General features: G+C 38.0%; 28 protein-coding genes. 18 read left to right on the top strand and 10 right to left on the bottom strand.

What is annotated here, in order from left to right:
- The first annotated feature begins 9 nt into the window (after positions 1-9).
- The 7 genes from pstB (FRX51_RS02295) (at position 10) to FRX51_RS02265 (ending at position 7,179) form a co-directional block, all read left to right on the top strand.
- Positions 10-813 carry a phosphate ABC transporter ATP-binding protein PstB gene (pstB, locus tag FRX51_RS02295; protein WP_146495488.1) on the top strand — a complete coding sequence of 268 codons (804 nt, stop codon included), beginning with the start codon at positions 10-12 and terminating at the stop codon, positions 811-813.
- Positions 814-825: 12 nt separating this feature from the next.
- On the top strand, positions 826-1,584 hold the full coding sequence (gene pstB / locus FRX51_RS02290) for a phosphate ABC transporter ATP-binding protein PstB (protein WP_146495486.1): 759 nt from the start codon (positions 826-828) through the stop codon (positions 1,582-1,584).
- Positions 1,585-1,599: 15 nt separating this feature from the next.
- Positions 1,600-2,256 (top strand): phosphate signaling complex protein PhoU, encoded by a 657-nt coding sequence (phoU, locus tag FRX51_RS02285; RefSeq protein ID WP_146495485.1) that lies wholly within the window; start codon positions 1,600-1,602, stop codon positions 2,254-2,256.
- 69 nt (positions 2,257-2,325) lie between these two features.
- On the top strand, positions 2,326-4,872 hold the full coding sequence (locus FRX51_RS02280) for a M1 family metallopeptidase (protein ID WP_146495483.1): 2,547 nt from the start codon (positions 2,326-2,328) through the stop codon (positions 4,870-4,872).
- A gap of 87 nt (positions 4,873-4,959) precedes the next feature.
- Positions 4,960-5,634 carry a response regulator transcription factor gene (locus FRX51_RS02275; protein ID WP_146495481.1) on the top strand — a complete coding sequence of 225 codons (675 nt, stop codon included), beginning with the start codon at positions 4,960-4,962 and terminating at the stop codon, positions 5,632-5,634.
- Positions 5,624-6,931 (top strand): cell wall metabolism sensor histidine kinase WalK, encoded by a 1,308-nt coding sequence (locus tag FRX51_RS02270; protein WP_146495479.1) that lies wholly within the window; start codon positions 5,624-5,626, stop codon positions 6,929-6,931. The genes FRX51_RS02275 and FRX51_RS02270 overlap by 11 nt, the downstream gene beginning before the upstream one ends.
- Positions 6,932-6,984: 53 nt before the next feature.
- Positions 6,985-7,179, top strand: coding sequence for a DUF3272 family protein (locus tag FRX51_RS02265; protein WP_146460607.1), 195 nt, complete (start codon positions 6,985-6,987; stop codon positions 7,177-7,179).
- Here FRX51_RS02265 and FRX51_RS02260 read toward each other — a convergent pair.
- Positions 7,154-7,915, bottom strand: a complete 762-nt coding sequence (locus FRX51_RS02260; RefSeq protein ID WP_146495477.1) for a biotin--[acetyl-CoA-carboxylase] ligase — start codon at positions 7,913-7,915, stop codon at positions 7,154-7,156. The genes FRX51_RS02265 and FRX51_RS02260 overlap by 26 nt on opposite strands.
- A gap of 167 nt (positions 7,916-8,082) precedes the next feature.
- Between FRX51_RS02260 and metK the strand changes: the two genes are divergently transcribed.
- Positions 8,083-9,270 carry a methionine adenosyltransferase gene (metK, locus tag FRX51_RS02255; RefSeq protein WP_146495476.1) on the top strand — a complete coding sequence of 396 codons (1,188 nt, stop codon included), beginning with the start codon at positions 8,083-8,085 and terminating at the stop codon, positions 9,268-9,270.
- A 114-nt stretch (positions 9,271-9,384) separates the two neighbouring features.
- Positions 9,385-10,644, top strand: coding sequence for a UDP-N-acetylglucosamine 1-carboxyvinyltransferase (locus FRX51_RS02250; protein WP_146495474.1), 1,260 nt, complete (start codon positions 9,385-9,387; stop codon positions 10,642-10,644).
- Positions 10,645-10,720: 76 nt separating this feature from the next.
- On the opposite strand, the gene FRX51_RS02245 is transcribed toward FRX51_RS02250, so the two are convergent.
- Both FRX51_RS02245 and FRX51_RS02240 read right to left on the bottom strand, forming a co-directional pair.
- On the bottom strand, positions 10,721-10,954 hold the full coding sequence (locus tag FRX51_RS02245; RefSeq protein ID WP_146495472.1) for a GlsB/YeaQ/YmgE family stress response membrane protein: 234 nt from the start codon (positions 10,952-10,954) through the stop codon (positions 10,721-10,723).
- A gap of 27 nt (positions 10,955-10,981) precedes the next feature.
- Positions 10,982-12,223 carry an aminopeptidase gene (locus tag FRX51_RS02240; protein WP_146495470.1) on the bottom strand — a complete coding sequence of 414 codons (1,242 nt, stop codon included), beginning with the start codon at positions 12,221-12,223 and terminating at the stop codon, positions 10,982-10,984.
- Between the two features lie 141 nt (positions 12,224-12,364).
- Here FRX51_RS02240 and FRX51_RS02235 point away from each other — a divergent pair, with 141 nt between their 5' ends.
- The 3 genes from FRX51_RS02235 (at position 12,365) to FRX51_RS05795 (ending at position 14,055) form a co-directional block, all read left to right on the top strand.
- Entirely contained in the window at positions 12,365-12,496 is a 132-nt protein-coding gene (locus FRX51_RS02235) for a DUF4044 domain-containing protein (protein WP_146460595.1), read from the top strand.
- A gap of 81 nt (positions 12,497-12,577) precedes the next feature.
- A complete protein-coding gene (obgE, locus tag FRX51_RS02230) occupies positions 12,578-13,888 on the top strand; it encodes a GTPase ObgE (protein ID WP_146495468.1) in 1,311 nt (436 codons plus the stop codon).
- 14 nt (positions 13,889-13,902) lie between these two features.
- Positions 13,903-14,055 carry a hypothetical protein gene (locus FRX51_RS05795; RefSeq protein ID WP_186603316.1) on the top strand — a complete coding sequence of 51 codons (153 nt, stop codon included), beginning with the start codon at positions 13,903-13,905 and terminating at the stop codon, positions 14,053-14,055.
- A gap of 66 nt (positions 14,056-14,121) precedes the next feature.
- Here FRX51_RS05795 and FRX51_RS02225 read toward each other — a convergent pair whose 3' ends face one another.
- Entirely contained in the window at positions 14,122-14,757 is a 636-nt protein-coding gene (locus tag FRX51_RS02225; RefSeq protein WP_146495466.1) for a copper homeostasis protein CutC, read from the bottom strand.
- 13 nt (positions 14,758-14,770) lie between these two features.
- A complete protein-coding gene (locus FRX51_RS05875) occupies positions 14,771-15,412 on the bottom strand; it encodes a hypothetical protein (RefSeq protein ID WP_261379785.1) in 642 nt (213 codons plus the stop codon).
- A 68-nt stretch (positions 15,413-15,480) separates the two neighbouring features.
- On the opposite strand from FRX51_RS05875, the gene FRX51_RS02215 reads away from it, so the two are divergent.
- Entirely contained in the window at positions 15,481-16,032 is a 552-nt protein-coding gene (locus tag FRX51_RS02215) for a GNAT family N-acetyltransferase (RefSeq protein WP_146495464.1), read from the top strand.
- A gap of 7 nt (positions 16,033-16,039) precedes the next feature.
- On the opposite strand, the gene FRX51_RS02210 is transcribed toward FRX51_RS02215, so the two are convergent.
- Positions 16,040-16,891 carry an AraC family transcriptional regulator gene (locus FRX51_RS02210; RefSeq protein WP_146495462.1) on the bottom strand — a complete coding sequence of 284 codons (852 nt, stop codon included), beginning with the start codon at positions 16,889-16,891 and terminating at the stop codon, positions 16,040-16,042.
- Positions 16,892-17,023: 132 nt separating this feature from the next.
- On the opposite strand from FRX51_RS02210, the gene FRX51_RS02205 reads away from it, so the two are divergent.
- From FRX51_RS02205 to radC, 5 genes are all read left to right on the top strand, one after another.
- Positions 17,024-18,466, top strand: coding sequence for a glycoside hydrolase family 1 protein (locus tag FRX51_RS02205; protein ID WP_146495460.1), 1,443 nt, complete (start codon positions 17,024-17,026; stop codon positions 18,464-18,466).
- A 96-nt stretch (positions 18,467-18,562) separates the two neighbouring features.
- Positions 18,563-19,204 carry an SGNH/GDSL hydrolase family protein gene (locus FRX51_RS02200; RefSeq protein ID WP_398586890.1) on the top strand — a complete coding sequence of 214 codons (642 nt, stop codon included), beginning with the start codon at positions 18,563-18,565 and terminating at the stop codon, positions 19,202-19,204.
- Positions 19,205-19,267: 63 nt separating this feature from the next.
- A complete protein-coding gene (locus FRX51_RS02195; RefSeq protein WP_146495456.1) occupies positions 19,268-20,704 on the top strand; it encodes a 6-phospho-beta-glucosidase in 1,437 nt (478 codons plus the stop codon).
- Between the two features lie 72 nt (positions 20,705-20,776).
- The gene (locus FRX51_RS02190) at positions 20,777-21,886 is read left to right on the top strand and encodes an AI-2E family transporter (RefSeq protein ID WP_146495454.1); all 1,110 of its coding nucleotides are present in this window, start codon (positions 20,777-20,779) and stop codon (positions 21,884-21,886) included.
- 76 nt (positions 21,887-21,962) lie between these two features.
- Positions 21,963-22,652, top strand: a complete 690-nt coding sequence (gene radC / locus FRX51_RS02185; protein WP_146495452.1) for a DNA repair protein RadC — start codon at positions 21,963-21,965, stop codon at positions 22,650-22,652.
- Here radC and FRX51_RS02180 read toward each other — a convergent pair.
- The 4 genes from FRX51_RS02180 to FRX51_RS02165 all read right to left on the bottom strand — a co-directional run bounded on the left by FRX51_RS02180 (position 22,639) and on the right by FRX51_RS02165 (position 25,569).
- Positions 22,639-23,349 (bottom strand): gamma-glutamyl-gamma-aminobutyrate hydrolase family protein, encoded by a 711-nt coding sequence (locus FRX51_RS02180; protein ID WP_146495450.1) that lies wholly within the window; start codon positions 23,347-23,349, stop codon positions 22,639-22,641. The two genes, radC and FRX51_RS02180, sit on opposite strands and share 14 nt — an antisense overlap.
- Positions 23,333-23,986, bottom strand: coding sequence for a redox-sensing transcriptional repressor Rex (locus FRX51_RS02175; RefSeq protein WP_146495546.1), 654 nt, complete (start codon positions 23,984-23,986; stop codon positions 23,333-23,335). The genes FRX51_RS02180 and FRX51_RS02175 overlap by 17 nt, the downstream gene beginning before the upstream one ends.
- A 115-nt stretch (positions 23,987-24,101) precedes the next feature.
- Positions 24,102-24,449 carry a DUF1831 domain-containing protein gene (locus tag FRX51_RS02170; protein WP_146495447.1) on the bottom strand — a complete coding sequence of 116 codons (348 nt, stop codon included), beginning with the start codon at positions 24,447-24,449 and terminating at the stop codon, positions 24,102-24,104.
- Between the two features lies 1 nt (position 24,450).
- Complete coding sequence (locus FRX51_RS02165; protein ID WP_146495445.1) at positions 24,451-25,569, bottom strand: cysteine desulfurase family protein; 1,119 nt, start codon at positions 25,567-25,569, stop codon at positions 24,451-24,453.
- Between the last annotated feature and the right edge of the window lie 2 nt (positions 25,570-25,571).

The following is a 25,571-nucleotide window of genomic DNA, read 5'->3' as shown; positions in this document are numbered from 1 at the left end:
AGGAGAATTATGGTCGAATATAATTGGAATGAAAAGCATATCATCACCTTTGATAAAGATAATGTCGCTCTAGAAACCAAAGATTTACATGTTTTTTATGGGACAAAAGAGTCAATCAAAGGCGTGGATATGCAGTTTGAAAAAAATAAAATAACTGCTTTAATTGGTCCATCTGGTTCAGGAAAGTCAACCTTTTTAAGAAGTTTGAATCGAATGAATGATACCATTGACATTGCTCGAGTGACAGGAGAAATTTGGTATGAGGGCTTAGATGTGAATCGTCCTGACATCAACGTTTATGAGATGAGAAAACAAATTGGTATGGTTTTCCAACGCCCAAATCCCTTTGCGAAGTCTATTTATCGTAACATTACTTTCGCTCATGAGCGAGCTGGAGTTAAAGATAAAGCCTTTTTGGATGAGTTGGTGGAAACGTCACTCAAACAAGCAGCTCTTTGGGAGCAGGTTAAGGACGATCTCCACAAGTCAGCATTGGCACTTTCAGGTGGTCAACAACAACGCTTGTGTATTGCAAGAGCGATTGCTGTTAAACCAGATATTCTTTTGATGGATGAGCCAGCTAGTGCTCTTGATCCGATTTCAACCATGCAGGTCGAAGAAACCATGATGGAGTTGAAAAAAGATTACACCATTATCATCGTCACTCACAACATGCAACAAGCAGCTCGTTCAAGTGATTATACTGCGTTTTTCTATAGTGGTGATTTGATTGAGTATGATCAAACCAAGAAAATTTTCCAAAATGCAAACTGTCAGTCAACCAATGACTATGTTTCTGGACGTTTTGGATAGAAGGGGGATAAGATGCAAAATCCAATTTTACATATCAGCGATATTTCCCTTTACTATGGGAAGAAAAAATCATTAAATAATATTTCCATGGATATTTTCCCAAATGAGATCACGGCTTTTATTGGTCCATCAGGATCAGGAAAATCAACGCTTTTACGTTCCATTAACCGAATGAATGACTTGATTCCAAGCGTTACCATTACTGGATCAATTATGTATAAGGGCCATAACATTTACAGTCCTCGGATGGATACGGTTGATTTGCGTAAGGAAATTGGCATGGTCTTTCAACAACCGAATCCGTTTCCAATGTCAATTTACGAAAACGTTGTTTATGGCTTACGTTTGAAAGGTGAAAATGACAAACAAAAGTTTGATCAAGTTGTAGAAACGTCACTCAAACAAGCGTCAATTTGGGACGAAGTTAAGGATCGCTTACACGATTCAGCCCTTGGCTTATCAGGTGGTCAGCAACAGCGGATTTGTATTGCTAGGGTGTTGGCAACTAGTCCTAAAATTATCCTATTGGATGAACCGACATCTGCTCTTGATCCGATTTCCTCAAGTAAGGTTGAGGAAACCCTTTATGAATTGAAGTCAGATTATACACAGATTATTGTCACTCATAGTATGCAACAAGCCAGTCGAATTTCAGACAAGACAGCCTTCTTCTTGAATGGTGATTTGGTTGAATACGATGATACGAAAAAAATCTTCCTTAATCCAAGCAAGCAAGAGACAGAAGATTATATTACTGGTAAATTTGGTTAGAAAAAGGAGAATACTATGTTACGCACTCAGTTTGAAGAAGAACTAGAAAAATTACACAATCAATTTTATTCGATGGGAACAGAAGTACTTGCTCAAATCAATAAGACAGTTCGTGCTTTTGTGAGCCATGATGTTGATTTGGCCCAAGAAGTCATTGTAGAAGATGATGTGGTCAATGATTATGAGGTTAAATTGGAGAAAAAATCTCTTGAAATTATTGCCTTACAACAACCTATTGCTCAAGATTTGCGTAATGTTATCACAGTTTTGAAAGCGTCAAGTGATGTGGAGCGTATGGGTGATCATGCGGTTTCAGTTGCAAAAGCAACCTTGCGTATGCAAGAGGAAAGTAACTACTTGCCAGCTATTGAAGCAGAAATCAAGAAAATGGGACGTGCCGTTAAGGCCATGGTAGAAGATGCCCTAGATGCTTATGTCACAGGTGATGCAGATAAGGCTCGTGATGTCGCAAAAATTGATGCTGATATTGACAACTATTTCCGTAATATTCAAAGTCAAGCTATCGAAGAAATTCGTCAAAATCCAGACACTATTTTTGCTGGTAAAGAGTATTTCCAAGTCTTGCTTTATTTAGAGCGAATTGGTGATTACGCTAAAAACTTATGTGAGTGGGTTGTTTATTTGAAAACTGGTAAGATTATTGAATTGTGATATAATAAAGACAAGTAAGGAAGTACGATGGTTACTTCCTTTCAGTCTATATAAACGAAGGAGAAAAAGATGGAAACCGTTGAGCATTTAGTCAAACGTTTTGTCCCTGAGCATTATGATATTTTCTTAGATATCAATCGAAAAGATAAAATCTTCTCAGGTCGAGTTGCGATTAAGGGACAGGCAATTAAAGAAACCATTGCATTTCATCAAAAAGATTTGAAGATTGAAACGGTTCTTGTAGCAGGCAAAAAAGTGGAATTTGAAGTTAATCATGATTTGGAAGAGCTTCGTTTCCAAGTGGAGCAAGTTGGTCAACAAGAGCTTGAACTTATTTTTTCAGGTCATATTACAGATGGTATGACAGGAATGTACCCATCTTATTATACAATCGATGGGATTAAAAAAGAGGTGCTTGCTACTCAATTTGAAAGCCATTTTGCAAGACAAGTTTTTCCCTGTATTGATGAGCCAGCAGCCAAGGCGACTTTTAGCTTATCAATTAAATTTGATCAAGGCCAAGGAGAAGTTGTTCTCTCCAATATGCCTGAAATTGATATAGAAAAGCGTCAAGAAACAGGTATCTGGAGCTTTGAAACAACCCCACGCATGTCAACTTATCTACTAGCTTTTGCGATTGGTGAACTTCAAAGCAAGTTAACAACCACTAAGAGTGGTGTAGAAGTTGGCATTTTTGCCACCAAGGCACATAAATCCTCTTCGTTAGATTTTGCACTTGATTTTGCCAAGCGAGTTTTGGAGTTTTATGAAGACTACTTTGGTGTTCCTTATCCTTTGAAACAGTGTTATCATATTGCTTTGCCTGATTTTTCAGCAGGAGCAATGGAAAATTGGGGCTTGATTACTTATCGTGAAATTTATCTCTTGTCAGATGAGAATTCAACCTTGATGAGTCGTCAACTTATTGCATTAGTGATTGCGCATGAAGTAGCTCATCAATGGTTTGGTAACCTTGTGACAATGACTTGGTGGGATGATTTATGGCTCAATGAAAGTTTTGCTATGATGATGGAAAATCTAGCTGTTGATAGGCTAGAACCTACTTGGCAAATTAGCAATGATTTTAAAATTAAAGAAATTCCCTCTGCTCTTAATCGTGATGCCATTGATGGTATCCAATCTGTTCATGTGGCTGTTAATCATCCAGATGAAATTCAAACGATTTTTGATAGTGCCATTGTTTATTCTAAGGGTAGCCGTTTGATGTTTATGCTTTATCATTGGTTGGGTGAAGAAGCCTTTGTTGCTGGTTTGCGAGATTACTTTGAGCAACATCAATATGGTAACACGGTTGGTCAAGATTTGTGGAATGCCTTATCTGGTCATTCGGACAAGGATGCAGCTAGCTTTATGGAGAGTTGGCTAGAACAGCCAGGTTTTCCAGTTGTTACAGCCAAGGTAGAAAATGATACCTTAATCCTTAGTCAAAACCAATTTTTTATTGGTCAACATAAAGCAAAAGGTCGTCTGTGGCATATACCACTCAATAGTAACTGGTTAGGTATTCCAGACACCTTGTCAAAAGCTGTTCTTAAAATTCCTAATTTTAGTCAGTTAGCAGCCAAAAACAAAGGTGCTTTTCGTCTTAACCTAGGTAATACGGCTCATTTCATTAGCTATTATGATGGGCAGTTGCAGACTGATTTGATGGCTGATTTAGCTGAGTTAGATCAGATAAGTAAATTGCAAATCATCCAAGAGTATCGTTTACTTGCCGCTAGTGGCTTGATTTCCTACACCCAATTGCTACCATTTTTGACTGTTTTTAGTCAGGAGAGCTCTTATCCTATGCTATCAGCCTTGCAAGGACTTGTCTATAGCTTAAGAAATATCATTGATGAAGGCTCCGAAGCGGAGCAAGTTCTCAAACAACTTGTTATTAAAAGTTTTCAAACTAGTTATGAGCAATTAGGTTTAGTGGCTCAAAAAGATGAAGATGACGCTATTGAAAAAAGCCGTCATATCATGTTGAGCATGTTATCATGGGCCAATCACGCGGAAGTTGCGACTCGTTTGCAAGAGGTTTTTAACCAATATGCAGATAAATTGGATGAAATTCCAGCAGGGATTCGTCATGCTGTTTTGTCTAATCAATTAAGACGAGCTGAAAGTCAATCTCTTGTGGATCAATACTTAGAGCAGTATGTTCAAACAAGTGATGGTGTATTGCGTGTCGAATTACGAGCAGCTCTAGCCTTGACCCAATCAAAAGCTACTCTTGAACAGTTAGTGACATCTCTAAACAATAAAGATATCATCAAACCACAAGATTTATCGAGCTGGTATTTGGCGTTATTGCAGTCAAACTTTGCTCAAGAACGCTTATGGACATGGGCAAAAGAAAATTGGTACTGGTTGAAGAAAACCTTTGCTGGTGATATGAGTTATGCTGATTTTGTTAGTGTTGCTGCGGCTTGCTTTAAGTCAGAAGAACGCTTGGCAGAATTCAAAGCATTTTATGAACCAGAATTATCTGACTTGGCCCTAACTCGTGAGATTGAAATGGGTATGCGTGAAATTCAATCACGAATTGATCAAGTGGCTAAAAATAAACTCGAGTTAGAACAAGCTATTTTAGCTCACATAAAGGCCTAGTAGAAGGAGAGAGAGTTTGACTTCTGAACTCTCTCTTTAGTCTAGCTTAAGAAAAGTTTGTTAAACTTCTCGTTAGAAGGAGATACCATGATTAAAATTTTATTAGTTGAAGATGATTTAAGTTTGTCCAATTCAGTTTTTGATTTTTTGGATGATTTTGCTGATGTCATGCAGGTTTTTGACGGTGATGAAGGTCTTTACGAAGCTGAAAGTGGTGTTTATGATTTGATTTTATTGGATCTTATGTTACCTGAAAAAGATGGCTTTCAAATGCTAAAAGAGTTAAGAGAAAAAGAAGTCTTGACACCAGTTATCATTATGACAGCCAAAGAAAGTCTAGATGATAAAACTAATGGTTTTGAGTTAGGAGCAGATGATTATATTACCAAACCTTTTTACTTAGAAGAGTTGAAAATGCGTATTCAGGCCTTGCTCAAACGTTCTGGTAAATTGACGGATAATAATCTGAATTACGGCAATCTTGAAGTCAATACAAGTACCAATACGGTTTTAGTTGCCAATCAAGAGGTCGAACTATTAGGTAAGGAATTTGATTTGTTAATTTATTTCCTACAAAATCAAAACGTCATTTTACCAAAATCTCAAATTTTTGATCGGATATGGGGATTCGACAGTGATACCACCATTTCAGTGGTTGAAGTCTATGTTTCCAAAATTCGTAAAAAGTTAAAAGGAACTGATTTTGTGAATAATTTACAAACACTAAGGAGTGTGGGGTATATTTTAAAGAATGCTGAGTAGAATTAAAGGGTTATCCAAATCTGAAAATTTTCCCTTTTTTCTCCACTTTTTAGGTGTTTTTACAGGGATATTTTTGGTCATGACGGTCATTATCTTACAAGTCATGTCTTTTGGAATCTATACCACTGTTGATTCCAATCTCAGAACGGCACAAAAGGATATTTCGTCTTATGTGACCCTGGCCATGATAAAAAATAGTTTTAATGCTATTACTGACAATAATAAAACAACTGCTGACGATCAGTCTAAGTTAATCCCACCTAGCGAAGTGATTGCTAATACGGATGTTATTTTATATAGCTCTGATGGTAATATCTTAAATACACTTGATACCTTATCAGGTCTTGAATACGTCAAATTGGACAAGAAAAATTTAGATAGTATTGTCAAAGTGTCCCTAACCAATATTTTGGGAGAAACCCTTGAGTATCGGACTTTGACGGTGCCAGTGCAGAACGTGATTTATCCTGAAGTGGCCTATGCTATGATTGCCATTAACACCAATCAGTTAGAAGAAGCTAATAATCGCTATGCTAAAATGATTGTTATTGTCATGATAACTTTTTGGGTAGTGTCAGTGGGAGCCAGTGTTTACTTAGCCAAATGGAGTCGTCGTCCAATCTTGGCCAATTATGAAAAACAAAAAGCCTTTGTTGAAAATGCTAGTCATGAGTTACGTACGCCTTTAGCAGTTCTGCAAAATCGCTTAGAAACTCTATTTCGTAAGCCCAATTCAAGTATTATGGATAATACGGAAAATATCGCGTCAAGCCTAGATGAAGTTCGTAATATGAAATTGTTAACGACTAATTTACTTAATTTGGCTCGACGTGATGATGGCATAAAACCCGACTTAGAAACCTTATCATCAGACTTTTTTAATGACATTTTTACTAATTATCAAATGATAGCAGAAGAACAAGGTAAATTGTTTAAGGTAAATAATCAAGTCAAACACCAAGTTGTTTCAGATAGAATCTTATTAAAACAGTTGATGACGATTCTTTTTGACAATGCCATGAAATATACCGATAAAAATGATGAAATTGTTTTTGAAGTAAAATCAACAGATAAACATTTTTATTTGAGTGTGGCTGATCAAGGAATTGGGATTAGCTCTGAGGATAAAAAGCATATTTTTGATCGTTTTTATCGAGTCGATAAGGCTAGAACAAGGCAACAAGGCGGTTTTGGCTTAGGATTGGCTTTGGCTAAGCAAATTGTAGATTCGTTGAAAGGAACGATTACTGTTCAAGATAATGAGCCCAAAGGTACCATTTTTATCGTTAAATTCTAGTAAAAAAGTAACTGGTTTTTGTTTTCCAGTTACTTTTTTGTTAGAATGGGATTATGACAATTTTACAATTTTTGTTGGTGGCATTTTTTTGTGCCTTAGAAACCATTTTTTTCAATCAAGCCTTATTTAATGGAGAGTATTTGATTGCAGCCTTTTGGGGATTTTTGCTCTATCGTGATCTTAGACGGGTTTATTTTGTGACAAAATTAACGGAAAGCCTGTTCACATTTCCCAAGAAGAAAGACTAATGTGGTGACTGGAGAGACGTTTTTGGCTGTTATCAGTTAGTTGAACCACTAATTCTCCTTTTTGACTAATGTCAATCACAAGTCCTTCATAGCTTTTACCTTTGTCGGTAAAGCTTATTTTTTTATCCAAAACCAAGGATTTATCACGATAAACCCTAATTAAATCACGTTTTGGTGTATTAAAGAAAATTTGCCAAATCTCACTGATGAGCTGATTGCGACTAATGGGTGGTGTTTCTTGGAAAAGTGAATGAGCAATTTGGTTCAATTCAGAAGGAAATTCACTAATGAAAAAATTGATTCCTACTCCAATTAAGAGGTCAGTTACCACATCTTGTTCTGAGGATAAACTTTCGGTCAAGATACCTGCAATTTTTTTACCTTGGTAGTAGATGTCGTTGACCCATTTGATACCACAATCAATCCCAGTCAGACGCTGAATAGCTTTGACAATACTGGTTGCTGTCATCATAGTATAGACGGGTAAATCATCGTAGGAACAATTTGGTTTGAGGTGTAAAGTCATATAAATGCCACCTTGATTGGTATAAAAAGGACGACCAAAACGTCCAACAGCTTGTTCTTGTTGGGGAGCAAGGTAGAGAACTGGTAGCTGCTCTGCACTTTTCAGGTTTAGTTTGGCATCTAATTGGGTGGATTGGCTGTTGGAATTGACAGAAACCTGAAGCCCAGTAGCCTGACTAATTTCTTTGGCTGATAGATAATCCGTTTTCATATTCTAAGTATAATAAAAAATGACCGTAATAGGCAACTAAGAAAGCTAAATTTTGATAAAATATGTTAAAATAGTAGAGTTAATGAGTCCCGAAAAGGTAGTTGTCTAGATAGGTAGCTAGTACTTTGTAACTTTTTAACAAGATTTATTAAAAGGGGGACATTTTTATGTCAGAACGTAAACTATTCACTTCTGAATCAGTATCTGAGGGACATCCTGATAAGATTGCTGATCAAATTTCAGACGCTATCTTGGATGCGATTTTAGCAAAAGATCCAGATGCTCATATAGCAGCCGAAACGGTTGTTTATACAGGATCTGTTCATGTTTTTGGTGAAGTTACGACATCAGCTTATGTTGATATCAATCGCATTGTTCGTGATACCATTGCAGAGATTGGCTACACCAAGACGGAGTATGGTTTTTCAGCTGAAACGGTTGGTGTGCATCCGTCATTGGTTGAACAATCTCCAGATATTGCCCAAGGTGTTAATGAAGCTTTAGAGGCTCGTCAAGGTCAAGAAGATGCCCTGGATCGAATTGGCGCAGGGGATCAAGGTTTGATGTTTGGGTTTGCCATTGATGAAACACCAGAATTCATGCCCTTACCGATTTCTCTTTCTCATCAATTGGTTAAAAAATTGGCTGATTTACGCAAGTCAGATCAGTTGAGTTACCTAAGACCTGATGCCAAAAGTCAAGTAACGGTTGAGTATGATGAAAATGATCAGCCAGTCCGAGTAGATACTGTGGTGATTTCAACACAACATGACCCAGACGTCAGTCAAGACCAGATCGCCAAAGATGTCATTGATAAGGTCATTAGAGCAGTAATTCCAGCTCATTATTTAGACGATAAAACTAACTATTTGGTTAATCCAACAGGCCGATTTGTTATTGGAGGCCCTCAAGGAGATTCGGGCTTAACCGGTCGTAAGATTATTGTGGATACTTACGGTGGCTATGCTCGTCATGGTGGTGGTGCTTTTTCAGGCAAGGATGCAACAAAGGTTGACCGCTCTGCTTCTTACGCAGCTCGTTATATTGCAAAAAATATTGTTGCAGCAGGTTTGGCTAAAAAAGTAGAAGTTCAACTGGCCTATGCTATCGGTGTGGCAAAACCTGTTTCGATACGTTTAGACACTTTTGGAACTAGCCAAATGTCTGAAGAAAAACTGCAAGAAGCCGTACGTCAACTGTTTGATTTACGACCAGCAGGCATTATCAAGATGTTGGATTTGAAGCGTCCTATTTATCGTCAAACGGCTGCCTATGGTCACATGGGACGAACAGATATTGAGCTACCATGGGAGCGTTTAGATAAGGTTCAAGCTTTGCAGAATTATTTTCAATAAATAAAACAAGGGAGGTATAGAACCTCCTTTTATTTTAGATAAATCATTTGTAAAAATTAGTGAAATGTGATAAACTAGTAAAGTTGAATATAGTGTTAAGAAAGAATAGAACGTATGCGTAAGATTGTAATCAATGGTGGTAAACTTCTAAGTGGAGAAGTAGCGGTTTCTGGTGCCAAAAATAGTGTGGTGGCCTTAATTCCAGCTATTATTTTAGCAGATGATATTGTCACTTTGGATGGTGTACCAGCCATTAGTGATGTTGACAGTTTAGTAGAAATTATTGAAATTATGGGATGTGTGGTTAAACGTGATGGTGAAACCCTTGAAATTGACCCACGAGGTGTCAAAAATATCCCTCTACCTTATGGTAAAATCAATAGCTTGCGTGCCTCTTATTATTTTTATGGGAGTTTGTTAGGTCGTTTTGCAGAAGCCACAGTTGGCTTGCCAGGTGGCTGTGACTTGGGTCCTCGTCCGATTGATCTTCATTTGAAGGCTTTTGAAGCCATGGGAGCTAAGGTTTCTTATGAAGGTGAGTCTATGCGTTTGGCGACAGATGGTAGTCCACTTCAGGGAGCTCATATCTACATGGATACGGTCAGTGTTGGAGCAACCATCAATACTATGATTGCAGCGGCTAAGGCTCAGGGGAAGACTGTTATTGAAAATGCAGCGCGTGAACCTGAGATTATTGATGTTGCAACGTTGTTAAATAATATGGGGGCTAATATCCGTGGCGCAGGTACAGATGTCATAACCATTGAAGGTGTTAAACGCCTACACGGCACACGTCATCAGGTTATTCCAGATCGCATTGAGGCAGGAACCTACATTGCTATGGCAGCAGCTATTGGTCAAGGTATTCGTGTCACAAATGTTTTATATGAACATTTGGAAAGTTTTATTGCTAAACTGGAAGAGATGGGTGTGCGAATGACCATTGATGAGGATAGTGTCTTTGTTGAAAAACAAGATAATCTCAAAGCAGTGTCAGTTAAGACATCGCCGTATCCAGGTTTTGCGACCGATTTGCAGCAACCAATCACTCCCTTACTTTTGACAACTCAAGGTCGTGGTAGCATCATTGATACGATTTATGAAAAACGAGTTAATCATGTGGCTGAGTTAGCACGTATGGGTGCAGATATTTCAGTTGTTGGTGGAAAAACAGTTTACAATGCCCCAAATCAACTAACGGGTGCAGCAGTTAAGGCAACGGATTTGCGAGCGGGTGCGGCATTGGTAACGGCTGGTTTGATGGCTCAAGGAAAAACAGAAATTACCAATATTGAATTTATTTTGCGAGGTTATTCTAATATTATTGAAAAATTGACAGCTCTAGGAGCAGATATTCAATTGGTTGAAGATTAAAAAACTAGGATGAATTATCCTAGTTTTTTATTTTGTCATAAAAAAGGTCAATGCCTCTTAACATCGACCTTTTTGGTTAGCGATTATCCTTAGGAATAAAGATACTTAGAATAATCACAGCACCAAGGATTGCTGGAAAGATTGGTCGTCCAGCAAGATATGGTCCCCAATCTCCTAAAAGCCATTGACCTAGACTAGCACCAATTAAACCGACTATAATGCGAGTTAGACATCCGATACGATGGTTACGTTTGGTAATCAAACCAGCCAGTCCCCCAATAATAGTCCCAACAATAATTGCTTGAATCATAATATTCTTATCTTTCTAATCTTTGTGTTAGATAGCCCATTCGCCACCACGGAAGATTGGGACACGCTGACCGTCAGCTGTAATCCCATCAATATCCATCTTCTCAGAACCAATCATAAAGTCCACATGTGTTGTTGAACGGTTAAGACCAGCAGTTTTCAGCTCATCTTGGGTCATGTCAACTCCACCTTCAACACTGTGAGCATAGGCTGAACCGATGGCCAAATGATTTGAAGCATTTTCATCAAAAAGGGTATTAAAGAAAGTTAATCCAGAGAGAGAAATTGGCGTTTTATGTGGGACTAGGGCAACTTCTCCCAGTGAACGAGCTCCATCATTTTCTTCAATGAGGCGTTTAAGGGTTTCTTCGCCTTTCTCTGCCTTGACATCAACAATTTGACCATCCTTGAAAGTGAAGGTCATGTTCTCAATGACGACTCCGGCATAACTCAATGGTTTGGTGCTAGTGACAACCCCATCAGCACGACGATAATCTGGAGCAGTAAAGATTTCTTCAGTTGGCATGTTGGCAATGAACTTTTCACCTTGAGCATTGAAACTACCCGCAGCTTCCCAAATGTGATTTTTTGGCATACCAAGAGTTAAATCTGTACCTGGTGCAAGATAGTGAAGGGCGTCAAACTGCATGTCATTAAGGATTTTTGCTTTTTCTGTTAATTTAGCTTCATGCTCATCCCAAGCCTTAACTGGATCTGCTTCATAGATACGATTCATCTTAAAGATAGCATCCCAAAGGGCATCCACTTGTTCTTCACGGGTTTCCAGATCAGGAAAGACCATCGCAGCCCATTCAGGACTAGAAGCTGCAGCTAAGTTCCAGCTAATTTTATTAGCTTGAGTAGCAATTCGTTGTTTTTCAAGAGCGGTATTGATGGCTTTAGTGGCGGCTGCCAGACGTGTTGAATCTACACTAGCATAGGCACTTGGGTTATTTGATAGAACCACTAAACGACTAGCCTTTTTGTCTAAAAAATAGTTAGATTTATCCACTAGGTATTGTGGGACAGTCGTCAAGCGTTCTTCATCGGCATGTAAATAACGTTCTCGAGTAATGGCTTCATCAGTAAAGTCAACAATGACTTCACTCGCTCCTTTGGCATAAGCTTCCTTTGTCAATAGACGAGCCAACTCGTATTGACGGACATCAATGGTTAAACAAAGGGTATGTCCTTTTTGAACATTGACTCCTTTTGCGATTAGTAATTTTGCATATTTTTCGAGTAATTGATCAAAATTTGCTAGTGTCATAAGCATCTCCTTTTATGTGATAGGCTTAATATAGCATAATTTGGTAGAAATCTCAATTAAGAAAGCGTTGGGTAAGGCTTGAAAAAAAGTGTCATTCATGATAGGATAGTTAAAGAGTAAATTAAGAAAAGGTGAGAAATTATGGCTTTTGGCGATAATGAAGTAAGAAAAAAAACGCTTTTTGAAAAAATCACATTGGTTGTCGTTGTTATCATGCTTTTGATTACAATTGGTGCTGCTGTATTGACAGCTATTAGTGCGATTTCAGCCTAGTTTATCTAGGCTTGTTTGAACAAAGGGTGACAAATTGACCAAGTGATGTTTTGTCCCTCTTTTTTTGTATAGGAGAAATAAATGAGTATGTTTTTAGATACTGCCAAAATCAGCGTTAAGGCTGGTCGTGGTGGTGATGGTATGGTGGCCTTTCGTCGTGAAAAATATGTCCCAAATGGAGGTCCTTGGGGGGGTGATGGTGGCCGTGGTGGCGATGTTGTTTTCATCGTTGATGAGGGCTTACGCACTCTGATGGATTTTCGTTACAATCGGAAATTTAAGGCTAAATCTGGCGAAAAAGGCATGACTAAGGGCATGCACGGACGAGGAGCAGAGGATCTTTATGTTCGTGTTCCTCAAGGCACAACGGTACGTGATGCTCAAACTGGCAAAGTGATTACGGATTTGGTGGAACATGGTCAAGAATTTATCATTGCCAAAGGTGGTCGTGGTGGTCGTGGTAATATTCGTTTTGCGACTCCTCGTAATCCAGCACCAGAAATTGCTGAAAATGGTGAACCAGGTGAAGAACGCGAACTGGCTCTTGAGTTGAAAATCTTAGCTGATGTTGGTTTAGTAGGTTTTCCGTCAGTTGGGAAATCAACCCTTTTAAGCGTGGTCACGGCAGCCAAACCTAAGATTGGGGCTTATCATTTTACAACCATTGTGCCTAATTTAGGAATGGTGAGAACCAAATCTGGTGATGGTTTTGCCATGGCTGATTTACCAGGTCTGATTGAAGGAGCCAGTCAAGGTGTCGGTCTTGGTACCCAGTTTCTTCGCCATATTGAACGAACTCGTGTTATTTTGCATGTCATTGATATGTCAGCAAGTGAGGGGCGTGACCCTTACGAAGATTACTTGGCCATCAATCATGAATTGGAAACTTATAACTTACGTTTGATGGAACGGCCACAGATTATCGTTGCCAACAAGATGGATATGCCAGAATCTGAAGAAAATTTAGCGATTTTTCGTGAAAAATTAGCTGCTACTTATGATGAGTTTGATGAGCTACCACTGATTTTCCCGATTTCTAGTATTGCCCATCAAGGCTTGGATAATCTACTGGAAGCTACGGCAGAATTACTAAATCAAACTGATGAATTTCTACTTTATGAAGAGGCTGATTTGGAAGAAGAAGTTTATTATGGCTTCAATGGTGAAGAAAAAGCCTTTGACATTTCTCGTGATGATGACGCCGCTTGGGTTCTATCTGGTGAGAAGTTAGAGAAACTTTTTGTTATGACCAATATGGAACGTGATGAATCTATCATGAAATTTGCTCGTCAATTGCGTGGTATGGGAGTTGATGAAGCCCTTCGTCAACGTGGTGCCAAAGATGGCGACATTGTTCGTATTGGCAATTTTGAGTTTGAATTTGTGGATTAAAAAGGAGGATGATTATGGGTGATAAGCCAATATCTTTCAAGAATGAGGAAGGTCAATTTATCTCAGCAGCAGATATTTGGACGACTGAGAAACTAGAAGAACTGTTTAATACCCTTAATCCTAATCGCCAATTACGTTTGGCAAAAAATCATCAAGATAAAGAATAAATAAAGCACCTAGAATAGCTATTCTAGGTGCTTTATTATTATCAGATATGATAGTTAAGATAAGATTTAGATGATTTTTGTGCCATGAACGATAGGTGTCCCAATTTGTGAAGCTAAGCTATGACAGTTTTGAGCAGTGACGCCACCCCCAATCATGATTTCAATTCTATTATTGGCATAATCAACTAAGGATTTGAGATGGTTAATATTATCAGTAATTGGCTGTCTAAGATTGGCTGAACCATGCACTAAGACACGAGTAAAGCCATAATCAATCAGTTGTTCTAAGGCTTGAAACTGATCTGCTTTAGAAATAAGGTCAAAGGCCATGTGAAAAACCAGGGGCAATCTTTGAGTGCTTGGGAGCAAGGATTCAATGGCTAGGCAATCAAGTCGATTGTCTTGAGTTAGTAATCCCATGACTAAAGCGTCACTTCCTAACTTGATTGCTTTCAAAATATCAGTTCTCATCAGCTCTATCTCTTCTTGAGTGTAGACAAAATTTCCCCCACGCGGTCGAATCATGGTGGCTAATGAAATACCTTTGCTATGTAGAATTTTAGCAGCATGTTCAATAGTTTGAGCAGAAGGTGTGACACCACCAATGGCTAAATGTTGGCACAACTCGACACGCGCTACTTGATGGGGGCTTAACTCCAAAAGATTTTCTACCGTTTCGGTACAAAGTTCCTTGATTAACATATTTTTTCCTTATTTAATCATCATCTTGGTTAGAAATAGAGGCTCCAGATGTCACATCAGACCATCCGACCAGTGCTTGTCCGCTATCATCTAAATAGGCTTTTAGAAGTGGTGAAATATCTTGGGTGTATTGAAAGATGCCTCGTAGTTTTTTTTGGTCATCATAGAGGGCTTGATAAGTTTGAATCAACCGTTGGTTGAAGCTATCTAGAGGAATTGGCAGATGAAGGCTATCCGTTTGGCTGGTCTTGATGTCTGATAAGATCCAAGATTCCAATGGCTCCACATCATCGGCAAAGAAAAAACTACCGTCAGGTTGCCCATTACTGTATAGCACCTGTCCTTTTTCATCAAAAATCGTTAGTCGCAAGGGCAGATAATTCAATAGCTCTTGCGTTTGCTTGTCAATAAATTGACGAATTTGCCTTGCAATTTGCCAAGGGTGTTCAGCAGAATTTAGTATAAGCAAAGGCAGTTCAGTTTCAACTGTGCTTGTGCTGAAAATGGCTTGATGAGTGTTAGTTATGTTTTGCGTAAAGTTATCAAAACTAGAAATAGTCAGTTGTAACAAATCATCAAAATAAGTTTGAATGTTTTGCCAAAAGGCCAGTGTTTGTTTGTCGCTATAAAGGGCGAGAGCGTTCAATCTTTTCATAATCTCATCTTACGTGTTTTTATCAAAAAAAGCAACTAAGTGCTATAATAAAGACAGGAGGTATTAAGATGAGTAAAAGTCCATGGCTTATTTTGGCTGAACATCAGATTATTGAAACACCACGACTGCGTTTGCGTCCACTTTCCCTAGCTGATGCAGAAGATTATCATGAATTTAATATGGATGACGATTTGTTAAAATATAGTTATATGGCCAGTCGCACCAAAGAAGAGAGTTTAGAAGAATTAGTCCTGTGGAATCTCAAAACTCCCTTGGGTCGTTATGGTATTGAACTGCTGAGTGAAGGTAAAATTATTGGTAATTCTAGCATTCGCTTGGACGACACAAACACCAAAGCAGAGATTGGAATTACCTTAAACCGTCATTATCACCATCAAGGCTATGCTAGAGAAACGCTTGCTGCTCTAAGAGATTTGGCGGTAAGCATGCCGACGGTTAATTATTTGAAAGCAAGTTGTAACCAAGACAATCAGGCTAGTCGAGCTGTGCTAGAGGCCATTGGCATGAATTTGGAAGAAATTCTTGAGAACACGACCAGTCTTAGAGGTCATCAAATCACCACCTTAATTTATGGCTTAGATGTATCCAAAAACGCTTAGGTTTAGTCTAAGAGTTTTTGATGAGTTGATTTTTTCGATATTGGCTAGGTGTGACTTGATGATAGGCTTTGAATTGTCGATTAAAGTTGGAAAGGTTATTAAAACCGACTTGTTGAGCAATATCAAGAATCGAATCAGTCGTGTCAATTAAACGTTCACAAGCCTTATTAAGCCTAACCTGAATGATAAAATCAGTGCAGGTAGTTCCTGTATGCTCCTTGAAAAGAGCCATAAAATGCGTCTTGCTATAGCCCATCTGTTGGGCAAGCGTATCAATGCTCAAGGGAGTATGATAGTGGTGATTGATGTAGTCGATTAACTCACGAATTTTTTCATTTTTACGGTAAATGTCGTTACTTTGCTTACGCACGACATAGCGATAATAAAAGAGATAGTAGATGAGTTCTTGTAATTTTGATTTGAGTAAAATCTCAAAATGTCGCTCTTTCTTCTCCACTAGCTGAAAAATCATAAACAAACAAGTTTTGATGTCTTGGTAGCCAGACATATCAGGCTTGATGCAAGGTGTCAATTTATACTGGCTATTTTGTAAGGGTTGTAAATAGCGTAAGCTCACCAAATCAATCATGGAAGCCCCGAGCATATCAAGATGGCAATTAAAGACAGCCGTCAGATGTTCTTTTTGAGCCAATGGATGAATAGAGTGCATACCATTGGGACGGATTAGGATAATATCACCAGTTTGGCTATTGAAATAATCATAATCAATATGATAACGGGCAGTTCCCTCATGCACATAGTGGATCTCTAGTTCGGGATGCCAATGAAAGAGAATATCAGGACGTCCATTTTGGACATGGATTTGTTGAAATTGGTAAGGTAGTGGATTATTACTCATATTAGATGAACCTTTTTATTTTTTTCTATTATAACAAAATCAGACAAAAGTATCAGTTTTTCGCAGGATAGTGTCGGAAAAATCTATGAAAACAGGCTATATTATTAGTAAAAAGACATAGGAGGGTAAGAAATGACACAGTCAATTTTTCCAAAAAACTTTTTATGGGGTGGGGCAACAGCAGCCAATCAGCTTGAAGGAGCTTACAATCAAGATGGTAAGGGATTGTCTGTACAAGATGTCACACCAAATGGAGGCGTGCCAGCTAATTCAGCAGATAAAAATCCTCGGATTACTGACTACCCAACGTCTGATAATCTCAAACTTGAAGGAATCGATTTTTATCATCGCTATAAAGAAGATATTGCACTCTTTGCTGAAATGGGTTTTAAGGTCTTTCGCATGTCTATTGCCTGGTCACGTATTTTTCCAAAAGGAGATGAATTAGAGCCAAACGAAGCTGGTTTAGCTTTTTATGACAAGGTTTTTGATGAATTAGCCAAATATGGTATTGAGCCTTTGGTGACCTTATCACATTATGAAACGCCCTTACATCTAGCACGCACCTACAATGGTTGGGCTAGTCGTGAACTAATTACTTTTTATGAACGTTATGTGAGAACCGTCTTTATGCGCTATAAGGATAAGGTAAAATATTGGCTGACCTTTAATGAAATTAACTCTGTACTTCACGCGCCATTTATGTCTGGTGGCATTGTGACGCCTGTGGAAAACTTGTCTAAGCAAGAACTGTATCAAGCCGTTCATCATGAACTGGTAGCGTCAGCCCTTGCAACTAAGCTTGGTCATGAGATTAACCCTGATTTCAAAATTGGTTGTATGGTTCTAGCCATGCCAACCTATGCGATGACAGCCAATCCTTTGGATCAATTAGCTGTTCATCAATTTGCTAATCATAATTATTTCTTTAGTGATGTTCATGCGCGTGGCAAGTACCCTAATTACATCAAACGCTATTTCAAAGAAAATGATATTAGCATTGAGTTTGCTGAAGGGGATGAAGAAATCCTACAACACACCGTTGACTTTATTTCCTTCTCTTACTACATGAGTGTGGCTCAGGCCCATAATCCAGAAGATTATAATACAGGTCGAGGTAATATCATGGGTGGCGTTACCAATCCTTATTTATCAGCATCTGAATGGGGCTGGCAGATTGATCCGATTGGGCTACGTCTGGTCTTAAATGATTTTTATGATCGCTATCAGTTGCCACTTTTTATTGTAGAAAATGGACTTGGGGCCAAGGATGTTTTGGTTGATGGAGCTTACGGTCCAACGGTTGAGGATGACTATCGTATTGATTATTTACAACAACATCTCGTTCAAGTTGGAGAAGCTTTGCAAGATGGGGTTGATGTGTTGGGCTATACCACTTGGGGCCCAATTGATTTAGTGTCAGCATCGACTGCTGAATTAAGTAAACGTTATGGTTTTATCTATGTCGATCGTCATGATGATGGTAGTGGTAGCCTAGCACGTTATAAGAAAAAATCATTCTATTGGTATAAAACTGTCATTGCCAGCAATGGAGCTAGTTTGTACCAAGATTAGTCACCAATCAATAGATTTCTTCAAAACTATAAAACGGGTATTTTGTTTAATAGTGTTTGATATTGTATAATAGAGAAGTAACATGATGTCATGTTAATGATTTTATTAAGGAGAGGAAAACTTATGTTAGAAACAGGAAATCAAGCTTTAAACGATTATATCATGCAACGTTTTCAAGGCTTTATACAAGACAATCAGAAAGAGAAAAAAGGCGGCATTGTTTTTGCAGGAGATTCGATTACCGAATTTTTCCCTTTAAAAAAATATTTAGGGCGTGACCATCATTTGATTAACCGAGGCATTGCTGGAACAGATACGGTTTGGTTACAAGAACATTTAGCAGAGCAGGTTTTAGCTGTAGAACCTAGTAAGGTTTTCTTGTCTATTGGCACTAATGATATTGGACGCGAGTATCCAAAACAAGAGACGATTGAACGTTTCAGTCAAATCATTAGTCAAATTAAATCTAATAACCCCTTTGTTCAGATTTATCTACTTTCTATCTTCCCTGTCAATGAGTCTGTAGATTATCAAGAAAAAGTTAAGATTAGAACCAATCAAGCTATTCAATCTTTAAATCAAGACTTATCTCAATTACCAGGTGTTGAATTTATTGACTTGTACCCATTATTACTGGATAAGGATGGGCAGTTAGCAGCTAATCTGACAACAGATGGGCTTCATCTGACTATGCCAGCCTATGAGATCATTTCTAAAAAACTAGCTCTGTATTTATAAACCAATTGATTTTTTGATATCAAAAGATAATTTAATCTTTTATCAATTATAAGGAGTAATGAGATGACAATTTATCCAGAATTTCCTAAAAATTTCCTTTGGGGTGGTGCTACGGCTGCTAACCAGTGTGAAGGAGCTTATGATGTTGATGGTCGTGGCTTAGCTAATGTTGATGTTGTGCCAATCGGTAAAGACCGTTTCCCCATCATAGCAGGTCAAAAGAAGATGTTCGACTTTGAAGAAGGCTATTTCTATCCTGCAAAAGAATCTATCGATTTTTATCATCGCTACAAGGAAGATATTGCCTTATTTGCTGAAATGGGTTTCAAAACCTATCGCATGTCAATAGCTTGGTCACGCATTTTTCCAAAAGGTGACGAATTAGAACCAAATGAAGCAGGTCTTGACTTCTACGAAAAAGTGTTCAAGGAATGTCATAAGTACGGTATTGAACCCTTGGTCACCATTACTCACTTTGACTGTCCAATGCACTTGATTAAAGAATATGGTGGCTGGCGTAATCGTCAGTTAATCACGTTTTACGAACGCTTGTGTCGCACTCTTTTCACACGTTATAAAGGACTGGTAAAATACTGGTTAACTTTCAATGAAATCAATATGATTTTACATGCGCCATTTATGGGGGCGGGTCTTTACTTTGAAGATGGTGAAAATCAAGAACAAGTCAAATACCAAGCAGCCCATCATGAATTGGTAGCATCAGCCTTAGCGACTAAGATTGCTCATGAAATTGATCCAGAAAATAAAGTGGGTTGTATGTTAGCGGCAGGTCAATATTATCCCAATACACCCCATCCAGATGATGTGTGGGAGAGTTTGAAATTAGATAGAGAAAACTACTTCTTTATTGATGTTCAAGCGCGTGGTGAGTACCCAAATTATGCCAAAAAAGAGTGGGAACAAAAAGGGATTGACATCAATATTGAACCCAAAGACTTGCTACTGTTGAAAGAGAACACGGTTGATTTTATTTCTTTCTCTTATTATTCTAGTCGAGTAGCTTCAGCAGATCCAGCAGTCAAGGAAAAAACGGCTGGTAATATCTTTGCCTCAATCAAAAATCCCTACCTTACAGAGTCAGAGTGGGGTTGGCAAATTGATCCACTTGGTCTAAGGATTACGCTTAATACCATATGGGATCGTTATCAAAAACCAATGTTTATCGTTGAAAATGGTCTGGGAGCAGTAGATAGTCCAGATGAAACAGGCTATGTGGCAGATGATTACCGTATTGACTACCTGCGTGAGCATATTAAGGCGATGAATGATGCCATTAACCAAGACGGTGTGGAACTCTGGGGCTACACGACTTGGGGTTGTATCGATCTCGTATCTGCCGGTACTGGTGAAATGAAAAAACGCTATGGTTTTATCTATGTTGATCGTGATAATGAAGGTAATGGAAGTTTGAAACGTTCTAAGAAAAAATCATTTGATTGGTACAAACAAGTTATCGCAACTAACGGCAGTATGTTATAATAATGATAAAGGTGGAGAATACCTCTCACCTTTATTTTTGCTATTTTATTAGAGAGAAGTTTAGGATAAAAAATGAGATTTAATCGTTCACGTTTTCTTTTTATTATTGTTAGTTTTGCAAGTTGCTATGCAATAATGACTTACTGGTCTGTGGGAGCCTCTTTGATCAATACCCTAAAAAATGCATTGATGCCTTTTATAACAGGTGCAGGTATTGCCTACGTGATTAACATTGTTATGAGTGGCTATGAAAAACTGTTAACGAAGCTGTTTAAAAAATCTTTTAAGGGGTTACGAGCGCTTAGTTTATTGCTAGCCTATTTAACATTTATTTGGGCCTTTGTTTTTATTTTTTCAATTGTTTTACCAGATTTGATTAGTAGTCTGAAACGACTTTTAGCCATTAAACCATCTGATATTCAACATATTTTGATGCAAGTTCAAAAAAATGACAAGGTCACACAGTTTGTGGATTATCTCGGTGGGGAAGTGGCTATTAGCCGACAAATTTCTAGCTATAGTCAACAAATTTCTAATCAATTTTTAGGCCTACTATCAAACTTGCTGTCATCTGTGACAAAGTTTGCTTCAGGTTTGATGTCTTTGTTTGTGAGTCTTATCTTTTCTATTTATGTTTTATCAAGTAAGGAAAGTCTAGCGAGACAGGTAAATCTTTTGCTTGATACTTATTTAGGTCGCTTTGCTAAAAGTTTTCATTATGTTCGAGAAATTCTACATAGACGTTTTCGTGGTTTCTTTGTAAGCCAAACCCTTGAAGCAATGATTTTAGGTACTTTAACTACTATTGGCATGTGGATTTTCAAATTACCTTATGCTCCAACTATAGGTATTGTGATTGCTTTTACAGCGCTTATTCCAGTTGTAGGTGCTTATATCGGGGTCACAGTCGGAACGATTTTGATTTTAACCCAATCAGTGAATCAAGCGATTTTCTTTCTTATCTTTGTGATTATTTTGCAACAGTTTGAAGGCAATCTAATTTACCCTCGAGTTGTAGGTGGCTCTATAGGTTTACCAGGAATGTGGGTTCTATTATCCATTACTGTAGGTGGAGCCTTGGGTAGTATTCTAGGTATGCTTTTAGCAGTGCCTCTAGCTGCAACCTTTTATCAGTTAATCAAAGATCAGGTGGTTAACATTCAAGTTAGAAAAAATAGATGATATTTTTAAAAAGCGAGCGTCCAAAAAAGGAAGCTCGCTTTTTCTTACGAATAATAAGATAGGAGGTAGATAAGTGATGTATGAGATTAAGTTGAGAAAAGATGTTCTTTTGCCCCGTGAGCGTCTATTAAACGACGGAGCAGCTCAACTAAGTAATCAAGAACTATTGGCTATTTTATTACGTACAGGTACAAAACAATCATCAGTTATTGAGATAGCTACAAAAATAATCAATAATCTTAATAATTTAGCTGAATTCAAAGAATTATCTATTCAAGAATTGCAGCAAGTGTCAGGAATTGGGCAAGTTAAGGCGATTGAATTGAAGGCAATGATTGAGTTGGGAAAACGTATTACTCAAGCAGAATATTTAAAAGAACATCAGATTTTAAGCAGTGAGCGTATTGCTAAAAAAATGATGTTGGAATTTGGTGATAAAAAACAAGAGCACCTAGTGGCACTCTATTTAGATACACAAAATCGTGTGATTCAGCAAAAAGTGGTTTTTATAGGAGGAGTGAGACGCTCGATTGCAGAATCAAGAGAAATTCTTCACTATGCTTGTCGAACAATGGCGACCTCCCTTATTATCGTTCATAATCATCCGTCAGGTGTTCCACAACCAAGTGAGAGTGATATTAGTTTTACAGAAAAACTTCATCGTTCCTGTCAAGATTTGGGAATTATTCTACTCGATCACATTATTGTTGGGCAACGTCGTTACTACAGTTTTCGTGAAAAGGACCGAGTACTTACAAACGGTTAACAACATAATCAAAAAGGGCTAAGTCTTCTGGGCGACTTTTATGAAGCAATTCTGGATGCCATTGAACTCCCAAAAAATTACAATCAGTCGCAAGAACTGCTTCAATGGTACCATCCTTAGGATCACGAGCAATGACTTTTAGATTTGGTGCTAATTCTTTAATACTTTGATGGTGAAAAGAATTGATACTAGCTGTTTTTCCATAGATCTCTGCTAGAATACTATCTGAATCGACTTGCATATCTTGAGAAAGGTAGTCAGAAGGGTGATCTTGCCAGTGATTTTCAATAGCTTGGTTTAAGTTACCACCGAGAGCAACGTTCATCAGTTGCGTTCCTCTACAAACCGAAAAAATCGGTTTTTTCTGAGCTAAGGCCTCTTTGATTAAGGCTAATTCAAATGCATCACGTTCTCTTAGAAAGTCACAATCGTCAGTTTGAATGGTTTCACCATAAAATTCTGGTAGAACATTTTGGCCACCAGTTAAGATAAGTTTATCAATAAGGCTGATATAGTGGGTAGCCTGTTCTGGTTTACCAATGGGTAGAATAAGAGGGAGGCCACCAACTCTTTTCACCCCCTCAACAAATCCAGTTGCCGTATAAGAAATATTGACACCGTCAGGGGTCATTTGATCTAGTGTCGTGCGTTGATTACCAGTGATTCCAATAATAGGTTGTTTATTGTTTATTGTCATTGTCATCTTGATTCATAAAGTAAAGAAGAGTCTGTAATTCACTTGTCAAATCGACATATTGAACAAAGACATCTTTAGGGAGGTTAAGGTTTATTGGTGAAAAACTTAAAATGCCTTTTATTCCAGCTTCAACTAAGAGATCAGCAACTTCCTGAGCTTTGACACTAGGAACAGTTAGAATGGCTGTATGACTGGCTAAATGCTCAAGTTTTTCCTTGATACTAGCAATATCATAAATAGGGATATTATCAGGTGTAGTCTGACCAATCAATTCATGTTCAGCAGTGTCAAAGGCTGCAACAATTTGCATCTTATTGCGTTCATGAAAACGGTAATGAAGAAGGGCTCGTCCGAGGTTTCCAACGCCAATTAGGACAACATTGGTGATAGAGTGGTCGTTGAGAATATCAGCAAAGAAGTTCATTAGTTTTTTGACGTCATAGCCAAAACCACGTCGCCCTAACTCTCCAAAATAAGAAAAATCACGACGAACAGTTGCTGAATCAATGCCAATAGCATCAGCAATTTGACGAGAGTTAACTTTTTCAATATTTTCTGCATTAAGTCGTTTGAAGATACGATAGTAAAGAGATAAACGACGAGCAGTAGCATTTGGGATGCTTTTATCAATAGTCATAAATGTCATACGCTTTCTTTGAAATGTAATTTAGTCTAGATTCTATTTTAATGAAAGTTTGTGAATTTTTCAATAAAATAGCTTTGAGTTTAATAAAAAGCGCCGAAACGCTCTTTTAGACTGTGAATTTATCAAAAATCCCACGTTCTACCAAGCTATTCATGAGAAAGTAGAACTTATCTTGAAAAATTTTATGTTGTTCTGACTTGAAAATATTAACAGAACGAAGACCAGATTGATCTGTAATAGTCAATTTGAAACCTGTTAATTCTTTATTGACGATGATTTTTAGTGGGAAACCTTGATTGGAATTGGGAACTTCTTCTAACAATCGAGTCAGTTCGTAGTGACCAATTTTATTTTCAAAAAAAGTGGTGTCACGCAGGGTGTATTTTTTTATTTTAGGGCTGATTGCATAACGGTATTGACAATCAGGTAGATGAATTTCTTGTTTAAATGCCATACTAATGTTTTATCACTTTCTTTAAGATTTGGGCTAAAGCAAGGACTTCAGCAAGGGTATTATATTCAGAGAAACTAATTCTGATGACTTCGTTTAGACGTGGAGAAGTCTTGCCGTAATAACTAGCTAAGACATGGCTTGGTTCGATATTACCAGCGGTACAGGCTGAACCTGCTGAAAGCGAGAAACCAGCCAAGTCGAGTTGAGTTAATAAGAGAGCATTGTTCGTTTCTGGAAAACCTAAGCTAAGGACGTAAGGAAGGCTATTTGCCCCTTGATTAAGATAGTAATTAACACCTAGTTGATCTAGTTGTTTCAAGAAACTAGCTTTCAATTCATAGATTTGTGCTAAATTTTCCTGTTCTTTTGCTAAACAGTCCAATAAAGCAGTGGTCATACCTGCAATGCCTATTAGATTTTCGGTGCTTGCACGTCTATTGTTTTCTTGTTGTCCACCATGTAAAAGTGGAGTTAGTTTAAGGGTGTTGTGATAGAGAAAACCACACCCTTTAGGCCCGTGAAATTTATGAGCTGACGCCGACAATAAATCAATATGTAGCTCCTGAGGATGAACGGATAATTTACCGATCACTTGAATGGCATCAACATGAAAAACTGCTTGATGTTCTGTTAAAAGTGTGCCAATTTCCTCTATTGGATAAACATCACCTGTTTCATTATTGGCATACATGATGCTGACCAAGATGGTGTCTGGTCGCAAGGCTTCTTTTACTTGTTGAGCAGAGATGGTTTGATTGATAGGTTCTAGGTAAGTGACTTCAAAACCACATGTTTCTAAATAGCTCATGGTATGTAAGACGGAGTGGTGTTCAACACTTGTTGTAATCAAGTGTTTTCCCTTATCCTGATTGGCCAAGGCATAGCCTTTGATCGCCAAGTTATTGCTTTCTGTTCCACCAGATGTAAAAATTAGTTGATTATCCTTAACTGCTAGAGCTTGAGCGAGTTCTTGACGGCATTGGCGAAGGAGTTGATTGGCTTTACGTCCATCTTGATGAAGACTAGATGGATTTCCAAAAACCTGGCTCATCACCTGTGTCATCCGTTCAATCACTTTCGGTGTTAAATGACTGGTTGCCGCATTATCAAAATAGACCATGA

It is taken from the genome of Streptococcus sp. sy010 (assembly GCF_007859175.1).
Classification (GTDB): domain Bacteria; phylum Bacillota; class Bacilli; order Lactobacillales; family Streptococcaceae; genus Streptococcus.
The sequence above is the reverse complement of the archived record's forward strand: the minus strand, read 5'-3'. Positions and strand labels throughout refer to the sequence as shown.

What these genes read in the sequence shown, in the direction of transcription:
- pstB (WP_146495488.1), top strand. Translation starts at nt 10, where the DNA reads ATGGTCGAATATAATTGGAATGAAAAGCATATCATCACCTTTGATAAA.
- pstB (WP_146495486.1), top strand. Translation starts at nt 826, where the DNA reads ATGCAAAATCCAATTTTACATATCAGCGATATTTCCCTTTACTATGGG.
- phoU (WP_146495485.1), top strand. Translation starts at nt 1,600, where the DNA reads ATGTTACGCACTCAGTTTGAAGAAGAACTAGAAAAATTACACAATCAA.
- FRX51_RS02280 (WP_146495483.1), top strand. Translation starts at nt 2,326, where the DNA reads ATGGAAACCGTTGAGCATTTAGTCAAACGTTTTGTCCCTGAGCATTAT.
- FRX51_RS02275 (WP_146495481.1), top strand. Translation starts at nt 4,960, where the DNA reads ATGATTAAAATTTTATTAGTTGAAGATGATTTAAGTTTGTCCAATTCA.
- FRX51_RS02270 (WP_146495479.1), top strand. Translation starts at nt 5,624, where the DNA reads ATGCTGAGTAGAATTAAAGGGTTATCCAAATCTGAAAATTTTCCCTTT.
- FRX51_RS02265 (WP_146460607.1), top strand. Translation starts at nt 6,985, where the DNA reads ATGACAATTTTACAATTTTTGTTGGTGGCATTTTTTTGTGCCTTAGAA.
- FRX51_RS02260 (WP_146495477.1), bottom strand. Translation starts at nt 7,915, where the DNA reads ATGAAAACGGATTATCTATCAGCCAAAGAAATTAGTCAGGCTACTGGG.
- metK (WP_146495476.1), top strand. Translation starts at nt 8,083, where the DNA reads ATGTCAGAACGTAAACTATTCACTTCTGAATCAGTATCTGAGGGACAT.
- FRX51_RS02250 (WP_146495474.1), top strand. Translation starts at nt 9,385, where the DNA reads ATGCGTAAGATTGTAATCAATGGTGGTAAACTTCTAAGTGGAGAAGTA.
- FRX51_RS02245 (WP_146495472.1), bottom strand. Translation starts at nt 10,954, where the DNA reads ATGATTCAAGCAATTATTGTTGGGACTATTATTGGGGGACTGGCTGGT.
- FRX51_RS02240 (WP_146495470.1), bottom strand. Translation starts at nt 12,223, where the DNA reads ATGACACTAGCAAATTTTGATCAATTACTCGAAAAATATGCAAAATTA.
- FRX51_RS02235 (WP_146460595.1), top strand. Translation starts at nt 12,365, where the DNA reads ATGGCTTTTGGCGATAATGAAGTAAGAAAAAAAACGCTTTTTGAAAAA.
- obgE (WP_146495468.1), top strand. Translation starts at nt 12,578, where the DNA reads ATGAGTATGTTTTTAGATACTGCCAAAATCAGCGTTAAGGCTGGTCGT.
- FRX51_RS05795 (WP_186603316.1), top strand. Translation starts at nt 13,903, where the DNA reads ATGGGTGATAAGCCAATATCTTTCAAGAATGAGGAAGGTCAATTTATC.
- FRX51_RS02225 (WP_146495466.1), bottom strand. Translation starts at nt 14,757, where the DNA reads ATGTTAATCAAGGAACTTTGTACCGAAACGGTAGAAAATCTTTTGGAG.
- FRX51_RS05875 (WP_261379785.1), bottom strand. Translation starts at nt 15,412, where the DNA reads ATGAAAAGATTGAACGCTCTCGCCCTTTATAGCGACAAACAAACACTG.
- FRX51_RS02215 (WP_146495464.1), top strand. Translation starts at nt 15,481, where the DNA reads ATGAGTAAAAGTCCATGGCTTATTTTGGCTGAACATCAGATTATTGAA.
- FRX51_RS02210 (WP_146495462.1), bottom strand. Translation starts at nt 16,891, where the DNA reads ATGAGTAATAATCCACTACCTTACCAATTTCAACAAATCCATGTCCAA.
- FRX51_RS02205 (WP_146495460.1), top strand. Translation starts at nt 17,024, where the DNA reads ATGACACAGTCAATTTTTCCAAAAAACTTTTTATGGGGTGGGGCAACA.
- FRX51_RS02200 (WP_398586890.1), top strand. Translation starts at nt 18,563, where the DNA reads ATGATTTTATTAAGGAGAGGAAAACTTATGTTAGAAACAGGAAATCAA.
- FRX51_RS02195 (WP_146495456.1), top strand. Translation starts at nt 19,268, where the DNA reads ATGACAATTTATCCAGAATTTCCTAAAAATTTCCTTTGGGGTGGTGCT.
- FRX51_RS02190 (WP_146495454.1), top strand. Translation starts at nt 20,777, where the DNA reads ATGAGATTTAATCGTTCACGTTTTCTTTTTATTATTGTTAGTTTTGCA.
- radC (WP_146495452.1), top strand. Translation starts at nt 21,963, where the DNA reads ATGTATGAGATTAAGTTGAGAAAAGATGTTCTTTTGCCCCGTGAGCGT.
- FRX51_RS02180 (WP_146495450.1), bottom strand. Translation starts at nt 23,349, where the DNA reads ATGACAATAAACAATAAACAACCTATTATTGGAATCACTGGTAATCAA.
- FRX51_RS02175 (WP_146495546.1), bottom strand. Translation starts at nt 23,986, where the DNA reads ATGACTATTGATAAAAGCATCCCAAATGCTACTGCTCGTCGTTTATCT.
- FRX51_RS02170 (WP_146495447.1), bottom strand. Translation starts at nt 24,449, where the DNA reads ATGGCATTTAAACAAGAAATTCATCTACCTGATTGTCAATACCGTTAT.
- FRX51_RS02165 (WP_146495445.1), bottom strand. Translation starts at nt 25,569, where the DNA reads ATGGTCTATTTTGATAATGCGGCAACCAGTCATTTAACACCGAAAGTG.